Consider the following 15,666-nt stretch of genomic DNA (forward strand, 5'->3'; position numbering starts at 1 on the left):
GAGAACGGACGCGCCGGATATCGAACGGAATAGATCGCAGAATTGGGTGTTTGCCGATGAGTGCATCTTTCCGAGCGTCAAGGAGTCGTCGTGACAAAACCATCCGTTCCCAACTCTGAACCCCTATGCGTGCCATGCCGGCTCGCCGCGATCGGCGCGGTCGTTGCAGTCCTTGCCGGCGGCTTTGCCTATACGGCGGGCTGGCTGACACCCGCGCGGCTCACTGCGCCACGTTTCATCAATACGTTCGAAGCGGTGGCCGGCCAGCCGCATCCCGGCTACCGCCGCAACCATGCAAAGGGCCTGTGCGTGGAGGGCTATTTCGACAGTAACGGCGACGGCGCGGTGCTGTCGCGCGCCGCGGTGTTCGCCGCCGGCCGCACGCCGGTCACGGGCCGTTTTGCGGTGCCGGGTGGTAACCCGTCCGCGCCCGACACGAACTCGCCGGTGCGCAGCATGGCTTTGCTGTTCCAGTTGCAGAACGGCGAGCAGTGGCGTACGGGAATGAATTCGACACCTGTATTCGCGGTTCATACGCCCGAGCAGTTCTATCAGCAACTGGTTGCGGCGAAACCCGATGCCGCGACTGGCAAGCCGGACCCCGCCAATCTGAAGGCGTTTTACGACACGAATCCGGAAACCAAACCGTTTCAGGCGTGGGTGAAAGCGCATCCGCCTTCATCGAGTCTGGCCAATGCCACGTACTACAGCATCAATGCATTCCGGTTTACCGACGGTGCGGGTAGTACTCGCGCCGTGCGTTGGGCGATGGTGCCTGAAACGCCGTATGCGCCGATCTCCGATGCGCAAAAAGCCGAGAAAAATTTCTTCGAGGCCGACCTCGATCAGCGTCTGCGAAGCGGACCACTGCGCTGGCATTTGATCCTGACGGTCGCGCAGCCCGGCGATCCCGTCGACGACGCGACGATGCAATGGCCCGACGATCGTCAGCATATCGATGCCGGCACGCTGGTGATCGATCGTTCGACGTCGCAGGAAGACGGTACGTGCCGCGACGTCAATTTCGATCCGACCGTCTTGCCGGCAGGCATCCGGCCTTCGAACGATCCGTTGCTCGCGGCGCGCTCGGCTGCTTACGCGCTGTCGTACAAACGTCGCACGCTCGAAGAAACGCTGCATCCCGCGATCCACCAAACGCAGACAAACAGAGGCCAGTCATGAAGCAGACGCACACCCATTTCAGTCCGCTCGCGCGCGCCCTGCATTGGGCGATGGCGCCGCTGGTCGTCGCGATGCTGTTCGTCGGGGTGGGGATGGTTGCGACGGTGTCGCATGCGCATAACACGTTGATCGCGATTCACAAGCCGCTCGGCATTGCGCTGCTGCTATTGGTGATACTGCGCGCGAGCGTGCGTATCCGGCGCGGCAGTCCGCCGTTGCCGGCGGACATGCCAGCACCGCAGCGCATCGCCGCCGGGCTGTCGCATCTCGTGCTCTATGCGCTGATGGCGGCGATGCCGTTGATCGGCTGGGCGATGTTATCCGCAGCGGGATATCCGGTCACGCTATATGGTCCGCTGCATTTGCCGCCGATCGCGCCGCATAACGTCGAACTGTTCGCGGTACTGCGCGCACTGCATACATGGCTCGCATTTGCACTGTTCGCCACGGTGCTATTGCATCTCGCGGCGGCGCTGTTTCATGGTTTGATCCGCCGCGATGAGGTGTTTTCGAGTATGGCGCGCGGCGGGCGTTAACTCTTCACACGTTCCGAACGCGGATCATAGGGCGCCTTCAGATGCACGGTTGCCGGCAGCAGATCGCCGGCGACATCGATCATGTATTGACCACCGTTCAGATACGCCGCATCGGCGACGCCGTCCGGATTGTTGATATAGCCCATCGCGACCGGACAGCCGAGCGTGTGCCCGTAAGCCGCTGAGGTCACGAAACCCACCGGCTTGCCATCGCGCAGAATGGCTTCGCCACCCCACAGCATGCGATCGGCAGCGCCGTCGGCGGTGAGCACCACCATACGGCGGCGCAGCGGTTGGGCGCGCAATTTCAGCAACGCATCGCGGCCGCGGAACGGGATGTCCTTGTCGAGCTTGCACGCGAACGACAGGCCCGCTTCGAACGGATTCGTATCCGGCGTAAGTTCACGGCCCCACGCGCGATAGCCTTTCTCGATGCGCAAAGAGTCGATCGCATAGTAGCCCCCATTGACGAGACCAAACGCCTTGCCCGCAGCGTGCAGCGTTTCGTAGACGCCTACCGCGAATTCCACCGGCACGTACAACTCCCAACCGAGTTCACCGACGTAGGTGAGACGCGTTGCGCGCACCGTCGCGTAGCCGAGATCGACCTCGCGGCTTTGGCCGAACGCAAACGCCTCATTGCTCCAGTCCGCCTTCGAAACGCTTTGCAGCAAGTCGCGTGAACGCGGGCCCATTACGGCGAGCACGGCGTATTGGCCGGTGACGTCGACCAGCGTGCAGTGTTTGTCGTGCGGAATCGCTTTTTCGATGGTGTCGAAATCGCGCGTGGTTTGCGCGGTGCCAGTCACGAGCAGGTATTGATCGTCGGCGAGGCGCGTCAGCGTGAAGTCCGATTCGTAAGTGCCGCGCTCGTTGAGCATGCCCGTATATACCGTGGTGCCTGGCGGCACGGCTACGTCGTTAGCGACGATGCCTTGCAGCACGCTTTCCGCATCGCGTCCTTTGATGAGAAATTTGGAGAACGACGTCATGTCGAATAGCGCGACGCCTTCACGACACGCGCGATGTTCGGCGCCGCTCCACGGCAGCCAGTTTTGCTGGCCGAACGCGTAATCGATCCGTGCTTCGGCTGGCGTCGGCGCGAAAAAGTTGGCCCGTTCCCAGCCCATCTTGCTGCCGAAAGAGGCGCCGTCGTCACGCAGCAGCGAATAGAGCGGCGAGCGGCGAAACGGCCGCGCGCTGTCGAGTTCGCGATTCGGCCACGGCATCGCGTAGTGCAGGCCAAGCGTTTCCTTGACGCGGTCGTGCAGCCACGTGTCGTTGCCGTTAAAGCGCGCGAAGCGGCGGATGTCGACCGGCCACAGGTCCATTGTGGGTTCGCCTGCGACGATCCATTCGGCGAGCGCCATGCCCGCACCGCCAGCCGATGCGATCCCCATCGAATTGAAACCTGCGCCGACGAAAAAGCGCCGCAACTCCGGCGCTTCGCCGAGCATGAAGTTGTTGTCCGGCGTGAACGATTCCGGGCCGTTGTAAAACTGCTTCACCTGCGCTGTTTCGAGCGCGGGAACGCGCTGCAGCGCATTTTCCATCAGGATTTCGAACTGATCCCAGTCGTCAGGCAGCAGTTGGAATTCGAAATTATCCGGGATGCCGTTCATGCCCCACGGCTTCGCGTTCGGCTCGAAGCCGCCCATCACGAGGCCGCCGACTTCCTCCTTGAAATAGATGAAGCCGTCCGGATCGCGCATCACCGGCAGGTCCGGATGTACGCCGGCGATGCGTTCGGTGACGATGTAGTAGTGCTCGGCCGAGTGCAGCGGCACGGTCACGCCGCACAGGCGGCCGACCGCCTTGGCCCACTGGCCCGCGCAATTCACGACGATATCCGCGCCGATCGTGCCTTCTTCGCCGTCCTTGTTGCGCCACGCGAGGCCGCTGACTTCGCGTGCGCCGGTCGTGCCGTTTGCGCGGTCTTCGAGCGCAGTGCGCGTATGAATCGCCGTGACGCGGGTGTTCTCGACGATGCGCGCGCCGCGCGTGCGTGCGCCGCGGGCAAGGGCCTGGGTCAGATCGGTAGGATTCGCTTTGCCGTCGCCGGGCAGCCAGACGGCGCCGAGCAGGTCGTCGGTGCGCATCACCGGCCATAGTTCGCCGGCTTCCCGCGGGCTGATCACGTCGCACGCTACGCCGTAAGCGCGCGCGACGGCGGCGGTGCGCTTGAGTTGCGTCATCCGCTCGGCCGTGCGGGCCACCGAGAGCGAGCCGCATTGTTTCCAGCCAGTCGCAAGGCCGGTGTCGGCTTCGAGTTCGGCGTAGAGCGCGGTCGAGTAGCGGATCAGCTTGGTCATGCTTTCCTGCGCGCGCAGTTGGCCGACGAGGCCGGCCGCGTGCCAGGTCGTGCCGCACGACAGTTGACCCTGTTCGAGCAGAACCAGATCGGTCCAACCCAGTTTGGTGAGGTGATAGGCGACCGAGCAACCGATGATGCCACCGCCAATGATGAGGACGCGGGCGTGGGCTGGGATGGATGTTGACATATGTGGAAATGAGTTGAATTAATGCGCATAGATTGCAACAAAATTTGGCAAAAAGCAACGATCGATTTGGCTGATCTGGGATCAAAGGAGGTCGCGGATGCGTCGGCAACAGATGGTCGCGCTACCTTTTTATAACCAAGTAGGTTAATATCGATTAGAGGCAAGAGTGGAAAAAAATACGCCTCACTGCAAATTGGCAGATGTCCAGGGTCTGGCGCGCGTAGGGAAGATCCGAATCACGAAATCGGCCGTGATTGGGGCTGCGGCACTCGGCTTCGGGCCTGCCGCAATTGTCGAAACGTTGATGTCGCTTGATCGGCGCGATTTCAGAAAAAGCATGACCACGTACGCGGATCATCGGGTCTGGCAGGACGTTTACTGCGCCGCGACTGAAGCAGGCATGGTCTATTTGAAATTGACGGTGGTCGATGACGTCCTCGTCGTGTCATTCAAGGAGTTGTGAGCATGAAATGCCCGAACTGCGGAGCGGCCGAACTGGTGCGCGATACGCGCAATATGCGCTATGTCTACAAGGGGGAGACAGCCATCTTCGAGGCCGTCACTGGCGACTATTGCCCGGCATGCGAAGAGGCGGTGCTCGACATGGACGAGGCGACCCGCACGGGTCAAATGATGCTGGCCTTCAATAAAGAGGTGAATGCATCGCAAGTGGATCCTGCATTCATTGCCGCGGTACGCAAGAAGCTTGATCTGGACCAGCGCGAGGCAGCGGAAATTTTCGGCGGCGGGGTGAACGCTTTTTCGCGGTACGAGAATGGCAAGACCAAGCCGCCGCTCGCGCTCATCAAACTGTTGAAGGTGCTGGATCGGCATCCGGAGTTGCTGGCGGAAGTGAGGGCCGGCTGAGCTTTAGTGTGGTGTATGTGGATTTGTATTGGAATGCGTTGGGGTTTCTTGGCGAACCATGAGGTGTTTGCTAGACTGGGCGCCGTCATCCCGGTCTCCATCCTATGTTCTCCACCCAACGCCAAGCCGAAATTCTGCGACTCGTCCGCGAGCAGCGCACCTGCACGATCACCGATCTCGCCGGCCGCTTCGAGGTTTCCGACGAGACCATCCGCCGCAATATCAAGCCGCTGATCGCCGATGGCCTGCTCATCAAGGTCCACGGCGGCATCATGCTGCCTGAGCGTCTCGACGAGCCGCCGTTCCAGCGGCGCATGGTGGCAAGCCGCGAGGGCAAGCAGGCGATTGGCGCGCGCATCGGCGAACTCGTGCGGGACGGCGACTCGCTGATTCTCGAGGGCGGCACGACCTGCCTGCATATCGCTCAGGCGCTCGCCGCGCGGTCGCGGCTCACGGTGGTGACCAATTCCATTGAAGTGGCGCGCGTGCTGGCGCCGCGCAACGGCAATCGGGTGTTCATCGCAGGGGGCGAACTGCGCGCTGACGACTCCGCCGCTTTCGGCGACAGCGTGCTGACTTTCCTGCGCCAGTTCCACGTGCGCTACGCGATCGTCTCCGTCACCGCAATCGACATGCATGGCCGTTTCATGGACGCGCTGCCCGCCGACGTGGCGTTTTCGCTCGCGGCCTTTGCGCAGGCCGAGCGCCGCGTGGTCGCGGCGGATCACGCGAAATTCGGTCATAGCGCGCTGGTACACGCTTTCGGCCCGGATGCGGTCGATCTGCTGGTGACCGACGAGGCGCCGGCTCCCGCGCTAGCTCAGGTGTTTGCTGCGGCGGGGCTGGAAGTTAGTGTCGGGGCGTCCATCAGTTCCGCGCTCTAAGCCAAGCCATCCGTCCCTTACGCCGCCTTCAAAGCCGCCTCCACAGCCCATTGCGTCCAACGCGTAAAATGGCGGGTTACCACGGGCGATCTATGCGGAACCGAAACTGCAAGGGCAGTCGCCATCCGTCGCCTGCCGCGCCGATTCTGCGTCCGCGCGCAGTCGCCCCGCCGGCTTGAAAAGGAATGGACCCTGATGTCGTCAGTTTTCTTCGATCGGGAACGGATTACGGAATGGCTGGGTGACCACACCGTCGCCAAGGCGCGTTCGGTCGGCGCCGTCACGAACGTGAAATGGGACGGCGCGACGCTCAGCGGCTACGTGCAAGGCACACGCGTGCTGCCATACCACACGCGAGTGCGGTTTCGCACCGATGGCGGCAGACCGTGGGCGCAGAGCGACTGCAGTTGCCCGGTCGGCCGCAACTGCAAGCACGTCGCCGCGCTGCTGCTCGCCGAGCTCGAATATCACGACGAGATGGACCACATCACCCAAGTCGACATCGACTCGGATGACCACCCGTCCGCCCGCTACCCGCAGCCGGCGTCCGGGACGACACTACAGGCGCCGTCCGGCGTGCGCCCCGAACTGGTCAGCTGGCTGGAGCGTTTTCGTGCGCGCGCCGAGGCCGCCGATGCGGTTTCCCATAAGGCTGGCGCGGCGCGCACTCAAACGCTGGCCTATCTTCTGAACTGGTCCAAATTCCACATGCGCCATGAGGTCGTGCTGTACCGGGCGCGCTGCAATCCGGACGGCACGATTGTCGAAGTCGACGAGCCTTGGGGCAATGTGGAAGCCGCCTTGCTCAAGCAACCCAGGTTCGTCTCCGACGAAGACCTGTCGATCCTGCGCGGCCTGTGGCTCGGCCGTTCCCGCGAGGACTTCGGCCAGTTCATTCTGCGCGGCACGAGCGGCGCAGAGATGCTGCAAAAACTGATCGCCACGGGGCGTCTGTTCTTCGAGTTCAGGCCGGCGCCAGGTCACGAGGGGCCGACTCCGCTGTCGCGCGGCGCCGACCGGCCCGGGCGGATTGAATGGGAGCCGCTGGCGGACGAACGCCTGCGGCCCGTGCTGTGCACCGAGCCGCGCGCCACCATGGTGCTGCCCACCGAGCCGGTCTGGTACGTGGACGGGGTTGCCAATGAAGCGGGCATCGTCGAGTCGTCGTTGCCGTTTCAGCAGTTGCCCGATTACCTCGCCATGCCGCCGATCTCGCTCGCCGAAGCGCCGCTCGTCGCCTCGGTGCTGCGCGAGATCGCACCCGACTTGCCGCTGCCTCCCACGCACGACGCTTCCTCGATCCGCGTGATCGACGTAGATCCCATGCCGGTGCTCACGCTCAATAGCCACGCGCTGCCGTCTACGGCCAAGGCGGGTCAGCGCAAGTCCGAGGCCGTTGAACTGGCCGGCGTCAGCTTCGATTACGACGGCGTCAGCATCAATGTCGACAGTAGCGTCACGCTCGTGCCGATGCCGGGCGGCGACGTCATCCATATCCGCCGGCGCTACGAAGCCGAAAAGAAGCGCTTGCTCGAACTGCGCAAGACCGGGCTGCAGAAAGTCCCGACGAGCCGCCTGTACGCATCGCGGCTGTTGCCCGATACGATGCTCGGCCTGCCCGATGCCGAATCCTGGACCGCCTTCGTCAACGACGCCGTCCCTGACCTCGTGAGCAAAGGCTGGCGCGTGACGATGGCGCCGGAGTTCCGCTACAACATTATCGAGATCGACGCGATCGACGGCACCGCGCAGCAGGCGGGCGACGGCTGGTTCGATCTGGAGATGGGCATCCGCATCGGCGAGCGCAATGTGCGGCTCGAGCCGCTGCTCGCCGATCTGTTCCGGCGCGACCGGCGCTGGCTCGGCGGCAAGCTCGAAGCAATCGCCGACGACGAGCCGATCGAGCTGAAGACCGAAGAAAACAAGCGCCTGCGTCTGCGCGCCGACCGGTTGAAGCCGGTGGTGCGCGTGCTGGTCGACCTGTTCGACGCACTGGGCAGCACGTTAGCGGACGGTGCGCCGCTGCGCGTGCCTTCCGTCGATGCCGGCCGGCTCGAAGCATTGAACAGCACGGGCCGCTGGCAATTCCAGGGCGACGATTCGATTCGCCAACTGGCGCGTCGTCTGCAGGCCGGCCCGGGCTTGCACGAGGTGCCGGTGCCGCGTGGCCTGAAGGCGGAGCTGCGCGCGTATCAGCAGCAGGGCCTGAACTGGATGCAGTTTCTGCGCGAACACGATCTGGCCGGCGTGCTTGCCGACGACATGGGGCTCGGCAAGACCGTGCAGACGCTCGCGCACATCCTCGCGGAGAAAGAAGCCGGGCGGCTCGACCGTCCCGCGCTGATCGTCGTGCCGACCACGCTCGTGCACAACTGGCGCGAGGAAGCGCGCCGCTTCGCGCCCGAACTGAAAGTGCTGGTGCTGAACGGCCCGCAGCGCAAGGAGCGTTTCCAGCAGATCGGCGAGCATGAACTGATTCTCACGACTTACGCGCTGCTGTGGCGCGATCAGAAGGTGCTCGCCGAGCATGACTATCACCTGCTGATTCTCGACGAGGCGCAGTACGTGAAGAACGCCACCACCAAAGCCGCGCAGGCGATCCGCGGATTGCGCGCGCGGCATCGACTGTGTTTAACGGGGACGCCGCTGGAAAATCACCTCGGCGAACTGTGGTCGCAGTTCGACTTTCTGTTGCCGGGCTTTCTCGGCAGCCAGAAAGATTTCACCAAACGCTGGCGCAATCCCATCGAGAAAAACGGTGACGGCGTGCGCCGCGCGCTGCTGGCGCGTCGCATCCGGCCGTTCATGCTGCGCCGCCGGAAGGACGAGGTCGCAAAGGAGTTGCCGGCCAAGACCACCATTCTGTGTTCAGTCGATCTGGAGGGCGCGCAGCGCGATCTCTACGAAACGGTGCGTACGGCGATGCAGGAGAGGGTGCGTGCGGCGGTCAGTGCGCAGGGTCTCGCGCGCAGCCACATTATTGTGCTCGATGCTTTGCTGAAGCTGCGCCAGGTCTGCTGCGATCCGCGTCTCGTGCGGAAAATTCACGTCGACGGGAAGCCAGGCGAACCTGGCGAGAAGCGCGGCAAAGTGGAGAAAGCCGAAAAAGCCGAAAAAGCCGAAAAAGCCGAGAAGGGCGCACGCGTCACGCGCTCGGCCAAGCTCGATTTGCTACTGTCGATGCTGCCCGAATTGATCGAGGAAGGACGGCGTGTGCTGCTGTTCTCGCAGTTCACCGGCATGTTGTCGCTGATTTCCGAAGCGCTCGAGGAAGCCGCGATTCCCTATGTGATCCTGACCGGCGACACCGTGGACCGCATCACGCCGGTCGAGCGTTTCCAGCAAGGCGAGGTGCCACTATTCCTGATCAGCCTGAAGGCTGGCGGCGTGGGCCTGAACCTGACCGCTGCCGATACGGTGATTCACTACGACCCCTGGTGGAACCCCGCCGCCGAGAATCAGGCGACCGACCGCGCACATCGGCTGGGGCAGGACAAGCCCGTATTCGTCTACAAGCTGATTGCCGCGGGCAGCATAGAAGAAAAGATCGTGGAGTTGCAGGAGCAGAAGGCGGGACTCGCCGACAGCATTCTCTCCGAAGACGCCGCCGGCGCCACCAAGTTCTCGGACGACGATCTCGACGCGCTCTTCGCGCCGATGCCGGAGATTGAAGGCGGGCGGTGAGTTTTTTGGGCCGGCGCTTATACGCCAAAGCGCCCCGCCAATGAGCCAAAGATTGAATGTCAATCAACCGATCTAACAATCTTTAAACGATTTATTTTGAGACTGTTCCTATACTGACTCGGAAATTGTCAAATCGCCGTTACCCAAATGCGGGGCACGGCCACCTATGACAAAAGGCAGACGGGGCCAATCATCGTGCGAGCGAGACCAACCAACCCGAATAACGACCCATGAAGGTCGATTCCAATAACAGGCAGAACCTGAGAGACGCTGTAGAAAATCCCATAGAACGGCTCGCAATGCCCGAGCCGGGCCGGATAGCTGTTTAATCGCATCCGGGAAAAAACAGGGCCGTTTTCGATTATGATGATCTGCCCCCTCGGTAATCAGCGCGTCAAAGCCAAAATACGCGCCAATTTTGAGACAAGACGGCAGCAGAGCTGAACAGGGTGCAAGGCAAGGGACCGTTAATCGAAAAAGAGTGCAGCGGAAGATGAAAACCGGAAGCTGGATCGTCGGTGCCAGCGCCGTCATGCTGGCCATCTTTGGGCTCACCGGCCATCCATTACGAAGGACGATGTCGCGTTGTGGGGTTTTATGAGAATTGCAGTCCTGGATGACGACTCGGCGCAAGCCGACCTTGTTTGCCAAACGCTGTCGGCGGCGGGCCACGTCTGTCACGCTTACGGGGCGGGCCGCGAACTAGTGCGGCAGTTGCGGCGCCAGACCTTCGACCTTCTCGTGCTCGACTGGAACGTACCCGACATGTCGGGCGAAGAGGTGCTGCGCTGGGTGCGCGAAAGCCTCTCCGAGCGCTTGCCGGTTCTGTTCATGACGAGCCGCGGCCGCGAAACCGATATCACCTCGATCCTCAACACCGGCGCGGACGATTACGTCGTCAAGCCAGTTTCCGGGGCGGTCCTGCTGGCCCGCGTCGGCTCGTTGCTGCGCCGGGCGTATCACCTGAAGCCGCCCGCGGCGAAAGAAGTTTTCGGCGAATTCGAATTCGATCTGGGCGCGAAGCACGTGGTCGTGCGCGGCGCGACCGTCGCCGTGACGCAGAAGGAGTTCGAGCTCGCGCTGCTGCTGTTCCAGCACCTGAGCCGGCCGTTGTCGCGCGCGCACATTCTCGATGTGATCTGGAAGCAGGCGACGGACATTCCATCGCGCACGATGGACACGCACGTGTCGATGCTGCGCAGCAAGCTCGGCTTGCGCCCGGAGCACGGCTATCGTCTGACGCCAATCTACGGCTATGGGTACCGGCTCGAGAGGATCGAATCCGGCACGCCGCCCGTGGTGGCCGAAGAACGCCCCGAAGCGGGGGACGCGTGACGGTTTCTTTCGATGCGGTAGCGCCCGGTTGCGCAGGTTCACCGGGCCGCCGCGCCGGCGCGGTGCTGGCCGTGGCCGGCCTGATCGCGATGACGTGCTTCGCGCCGGTATCGGCGGATGCGCAATCGTCCCGCGCGCCGAAGCCACGCACCAGAGCGACTGCGCCAGCCTATGTGTCCTACGTGACCCACGACGGCGACACGTTGTACGAAATCGCCGGCCGCTATCTGCGCGACTCCGGCGATTGGGCCATGTTGAGCCGCCTGAATCATGTGCCCGCGCCACGCCGCATGCCGGCCGGGATCACACTGCGTCTGCCGGCCGACAGGCTCAGACAGGATCCCGAGTCGGCGGGCGTGCTGGCGACGAGCGGTCCGGCCGAGCGCGCTTTCGGCGAGGGCCCTTACACGCCGCTCTCGGCGGGCACGACGCTCGGCGAGGGCGATCGTATCCGCACCGGCCACAACGGTTTTGTCACGCTGGAGTTGCCGGACGGCTCGCACGTCACCGTGTTGCAGGACGGCATGCTCGCCATCGACAAGCTGCGACGCACCGTGCTGACTGGCGCGGGCGATCGCGTGCTCGATTTGCAGCATGGCGAAGTCGACAGCCAGGTCACGCATGCCACCAAAAAGGATGACCGCTTCCAGATCCGCTCGCCATCGGTTGTAGCGGGCGTGCGCGGTACGCGCTTCAAGGTTGCCTACGACGGCGACGCGCGAATCACGGCGGTGGAAGTGCTGGACGGCGCGGTCGGCGTCGACCCGGCCGCCGTCGGCGGTGAGGCGTCTGCGCCGCCACCCGGCGTGCCGCTGCAGGCGTCCGCGCAACTCGTCAAGGCACGTTTTGGCAGTGTCACGCGGGCAGGCAGCGCGATTGGCGCTCCGGTGGAATTGCTGGCCGCGCCGTCGCTCACCGAACCGGCCAAAGTGCAGGACGAGAAAACGGTCGCTTTCGACCTCGTACCCGCCGAGCGCGCAGTGGCCTATCGCGTGCAGATTGCGCGCGATGCCGATCAGCTGGACCTGATCCGCGATCTGCGCGTGAGTGCGCCGCATGCGGACTTTGGCGATCTGGCCGACGGCACGTATTTCGTACGTATCGCTGCGATCGACGCGAACGGGCTCGAAGGCCTGCCTCAGGTGTACGGTTTCGAGCGGCGTCAACTGGGTCTTGCTGCGTCGGCGGGACCGCGTGCCGGCAGCCGCGACTACGAGTTCCGCTGGTTCGTCAGCCGCTCCGCAGTCGAGACGCGCTTTCGCTTCGTGCTGGCAACGACCGCCGATCTGCAGCATCCGCTCGTCGATCGGACCGATTTGACGGGTGGCCAGATCGTGGTGAGCGACCTGCCGGGCGGCGTTTACTATTGGACAGTCGTCGCCGAGCAATTCGAAAACGGCCGCTTCTATGAGAAGAGCAGCGCGGTTCGCTCGTTTACGCTTGCCCGCTGACGCTGGTAGATTCACGGGGCGGAGCCACCGACCAGCCCGCTCCCTAGCTCTCAACCACGCCACGCTTTGCCGAACCCACACACGACGCGCCTGAGCCTCGACCCGCGCGCCCGCCTCGGACGGCGCGCCGGCCGCCGCTTCCTGCTCGAATGGGTGGGTATCGGCTGCCTGGGCATTGTGGTGATTCTGCTCAGTTCGCTCGGCCGTCTGACCGCCAGCGTCGACAACCTGGTTTACGACCGCTTTCTGAGCCTGCGCGCGCAACCGTTGCTGCGCGACATCGTGGTGCTCGAAATCGACAACGCCAGCATCGCGCAGCTTGGCCGCTGGCCGTGGCCGCGCAGCGTCCACGCGAGGCTGCTGGAGCAGCTTGCGAAGGCGAAGCCCGCCGCGGTGATCTACGACGTGCTCTTCACCGAAGCCAATCCGGAAGACACCCAGCTCGCGCGCGCGATCGCCCTGAGTCCTACTTATCTGCCAATGCTGCTGACTCCGCCGGACAGCGCCGAGCGGCGCGTCGCGGTCGAACCGGTGGCGCCGCTCGCGCATGCCGCGGCCGGTCTTGGACATATCAACCTTGAAGTCGACAGCGACGGCATCGTGCGCAGCGTCGCGCGGTTCGAGGGCGACGCGGACTCGCGCTGGCCGCAATTGATGGTGCCGGTCGCACAGGCCGTCGAGCGTGGCGCGCTGCAATTGAACGAGCCGCCTCGCAGGCCGTCGTCCGGCGAGGCGGCGACCCAATCCAGTGACTCTAGTGACAATAGTGAAGACCGCTTCCTGATCCCCTTCGGTCTGAATGCGCAGAATTACGCGAAGCTGAGTTTCGCCAGTGTGCTTGCGGGCGATGTTCCCGCGGACAAGCTGCGCGGGCGCATCGTGTTGATCGGCGTGACCGCGTCCGGCTTGTACGACCGCTTTGCTACGCCAGTGTCCGGCGAGCTGGGGCCGCTGCCCGGCGTCTACATCCACGCGAACGCGCTCGACACGCTGCTGACCGGTCGCGAGCTCGAGCCCGCGGAGCCATGGGTGCTGTTCGCCGTGTCGCTGTTGCCACTCGCCGGGCTGCTCGCCGGCTTTCTGGTGTTGTCGCCGCGCCGCTCTTTACTGCTGACCGTCGCGTTGGGCGTGCTCGCCACGGCCGGCAGCGCGGTCTTGCTGTACGGCGCGCGGCTATGGATGTCGCCGGTGCCGGCGATCTTCGGGTTGATCGTGGTGTATCCGATCTGGAACTGGCGGCGCCTCGAAATGACGATGGCTTATCTGCGCGAAGAGCTGCAGCGCCTCGCCGACGAGCCTCACCTCCTGCCGGAAACGCCCCAGCGCCGCCGCGAGTTCGGCGGCGACGTGCTGGAGCAGCATATGGCGCTGATGGCGCAGGCCGCGCAGCGCGTGCAGGACATGAAGCGCTTTGTATGGGACAGCCTCGACAGCATGCCCGAACCGATCCTGGTGAGCGACGTGCAGGGTATCGTGCTGATCGCGAACCACGCCGCCAAGGCGCATTTCGCGCGCCTGGGTGCGCCGCTGCCGGAAGGCCGGCCGATGCGAGAGGTGCTAGGCGGGCTGACGCTGGTCAAGACCATCGACAGCGGCGCAGCGTCGGACGCCGAAAACAATCTGCTTGCGCATGCCCAGTGGCCGGCGCTGCTCGATCCCGCGCGCCGCGAGTTCGCTGCGCTGATGGCGCAAGGCGTCGAGGTGCGCGACGCCCATGAGCGCGACCATCTGCTGCGCTATGCGAACTGCACGAACGAGCAAGGTGAGACGACCGGCTGGATCGCGGGTCTCGTCGACGTGTCGGCCTTGCATGCGGCCGAGCGCCAACGGGAGGACGCGTTGCGGCTGCTATCGCACGATATGCGCTCGCCGCAGGCTTCGATTCTGGCGCTGGTGGAGATCGAGCGGGCGCGCAGCGAGCCGGTGCTCGCGCGTCGCCTGCTGGAGCGCATCGAGCGCTATGCGCAGCGTGCACTGACGCTCGCCGACGATTTCGTGCAACTCGCGCGCGCCGAATCGCAAGCCTATGTGCTCGAACCGGTGAGCATGACCGAGCTGATGATCGACGCCAGCGACGAGGTCTGGCCTCAGGCCCACGCCAAACGCATCACGCTGCAAACCGATACGAATGGCGAGGAGGACGAGGGTCATTGGATCTGCGCCGACCGTTCGCTGATGACGCGCGCGCTCGTCAACATTCTGAACAATGCGGTCAAGTACAGTCCGCCGGACACGCGGATCACGTGCAGCCTGAAGAGCCTCGGCACCTCGGGCGGCCTCGCGCAGACGGCCGCGCCCGGCGCGGTAAAACGCGTGTCGTGTACGATTCGCGACGAAGGCTACGGTATTCCCAAGGAGCAGCAGGCGGGTCTGTTCGAGCGCTTCCGGCGCTTTCACGAGACGGAGCGGCCGGAAGTGGGCGGTGCCGGATTAGGCATGGCGTTCGTCAAAACCGTCGTGACGCGTCATGGCGGCGATGTCGATGTGGTCAGCGCGCCTGGCAAGGGAACAGCTTTCACGATTTCCCTGCCGGCACTCGATGACGCGCAGTCCGATTCCGCCGCAACGGTGCGCTCGTGACCTATGAACCCTCACCTTATCGAAGCGAGAAGCTGGTGAAAGCGATATTGATCTGTGCCGCGCTGGCCGCGGCGAGTCTGACCGGATGCGCGGGTTTGAACGCCGACGTGCACACGGCGAACCCTTCGGCCGCGCTGCAGGGCGAGCGCACTTATACGATTGCGCGTATGCCGTCGCAGGATGCCAGCGCGGATCATCCGCAATTTGAAACCGTGCTGCGCGATGAGCTGGCGAAGAACGGCTTCATCGATACGCCGGACAAACCCGCGCACTATTTACTGTCGATTGCGTATGACACGCGGCCGGCCACTGTTGGCGTGGCCGCGAAGGATTGCGCGCCGGGTGCGTGCGAACGCTCGCCCGAAGCGCCATTTTCGCTGTTCGGTGGACGCGCTTATCAGCACGCGTTGACGCTGCGGTTTTTCGAGCAGTCGAGCGGACAGGAAGTCTACAAGGTGAGCGCGGCCAGCAGCGATCGCGATGCCGATCCCTTGCACGCCATGCCGGTGCTCGTGAAAAGCGCGCTGGCTAAATTTCCGTTCGATGCACCGCCCGACTGGCGCGTGAAGCTGCGCGCCGAGAAGACGGGCGGCGTGCCGGAGGTGGTTTCGCTTAAACCTGTTCCGCCGGTTCAACCGTAAAACAC

Annotated in this window: 11 protein-coding genes; 10 read left to right on the forward strand and 1 reads right to left on the reverse strand. The window is 63.9% G+C overall.

Annotated elements, in window-relative coordinates; translation table 11 throughout:
• Positions 1 to 90 precede the first annotated feature (90 nt).
• A complete protein-coding gene (locus GNZ13_RS35285; protein ID WP_172173163.1) occupies positions 91 to 1,182 on the forward strand; it encodes a catalase family peroxidase in 1,092 nt (363 codons plus the stop codon).
• The gene (locus GNZ13_RS35290) at positions 1,179 to 1,718 is read left to right on the forward strand and encodes a cytochrome b (RefSeq protein ID WP_172173166.1); all 540 of its coding nucleotides are present in this window, start codon (positions 1,179 to 1,181) and stop codon (positions 1,716 to 1,718) included. Before GNZ13_RS35285 ends, GNZ13_RS35290 begins: the two co-directional genes overlap by 4 nt.
• On the opposite strand, the gene GNZ13_RS35295 is transcribed toward GNZ13_RS35290, so the two are convergent.
• The gene (locus GNZ13_RS35295; protein ID WP_172173169.1) at positions 1,715 to 4,219 is read right to left on the reverse strand and encodes a GcvT family protein; all 2,505 of its coding nucleotides are present in this window, start codon (positions 4,217 to 4,219) and stop codon (positions 1,715 to 1,717) included. The two genes, GNZ13_RS35290 and GNZ13_RS35295, sit on opposite strands and share 4 nt — an antisense overlap.
• Positions 4,220 to 4,385: 166 nt before the next feature.
• Between GNZ13_RS35295 and GNZ13_RS35300 the strand changes: the two genes are divergently transcribed.
• The 8 genes from GNZ13_RS35300 (at position 4,386) to GNZ13_RS35335 (ending at position 15,661) form a co-directional block, all read left to right on the forward strand.
• Positions 4,386 to 4,682, forward strand: a complete 297-nt coding sequence (locus GNZ13_RS35300) for a type II toxin-antitoxin system MqsR family toxin (RefSeq protein WP_172173172.1) — start codon at positions 4,386 to 4,388, stop codon at positions 4,680 to 4,682.
• Positions 4,683 to 4,684: 2 nt separating this feature from the next.
• Positions 4,685 to 5,086: a type II toxin-antitoxin system MqsA family antitoxin gene (locus GNZ13_RS35305; RefSeq protein WP_172173175.1), complete on the forward strand. Its 402-nt coding sequence runs from the start codon at positions 4,685 to 4,687 to the stop codon at positions 5,084 to 5,086.
• Positions 5,087 to 5,190: 104 nt separating this feature from the next.
• Positions 5,191 to 5,970 carry a DeoR/GlpR family DNA-binding transcription regulator gene (locus tag GNZ13_RS35310; RefSeq protein WP_172173178.1) on the forward strand — a complete coding sequence of 260 codons (780 nt, stop codon included), beginning with the start codon at positions 5,191 to 5,193 and terminating at the stop codon, positions 5,968 to 5,970.
• 195 nt (positions 5,971 to 6,165) lie between these two features.
• Positions 6,166 to 9,654: a DEAD/DEAH box helicase gene (locus GNZ13_RS35315; protein WP_172173181.1), complete on the forward strand. Its 3,489-nt coding sequence runs from the start codon at positions 6,166 to 6,168 to the stop codon at positions 9,652 to 9,654.
• Positions 9,655 to 10,251: 597 nt separating this feature from the next.
• A complete protein-coding gene (locus GNZ13_RS35320) occupies positions 10,252 to 10,989 on the forward strand; it encodes a response regulator transcription factor (RefSeq protein WP_172173184.1) in 738 nt (245 codons plus the stop codon).
• Positions 10,986 to 12,440 carry a FecR family protein gene (locus GNZ13_RS35325; protein WP_328807343.1) on the forward strand — a complete coding sequence of 485 codons (1,455 nt, stop codon included), beginning with the start codon at positions 10,986 to 10,988 and terminating at the stop codon, positions 12,438 to 12,440. The genes GNZ13_RS35320 and GNZ13_RS35325 overlap by 4 nt, the downstream gene beginning before the upstream one ends.
• Positions 12,441 to 12,506: 66 nt before the next feature.
• Entirely contained in the window at positions 12,507 to 15,020 is a 2,514-nt protein-coding gene (locus GNZ13_RS35330) for a CHASE2 domain-containing protein (protein ID WP_172173187.1), read from the forward strand.
• Positions 15,017 to 15,661, forward strand: a complete 645-nt coding sequence (locus GNZ13_RS35335; RefSeq protein WP_172173190.1) for a DUF4136 domain-containing protein — start codon at positions 15,017 to 15,019, stop codon at positions 15,659 to 15,661. The genes GNZ13_RS35330 and GNZ13_RS35335 overlap by 4 nt, the downstream gene beginning before the upstream one ends.
• Positions 15,662 to 15,666 lie beyond the last annotated feature (5 nt).

This window comes from Paraburkholderia elongata (genome assembly GCF_013177735.1).
Lineage (GTDB): Bacteria > Pseudomonadota > Gammaproteobacteria > Burkholderiales > Burkholderiaceae > Paraburkholderia > Paraburkholderia elongata.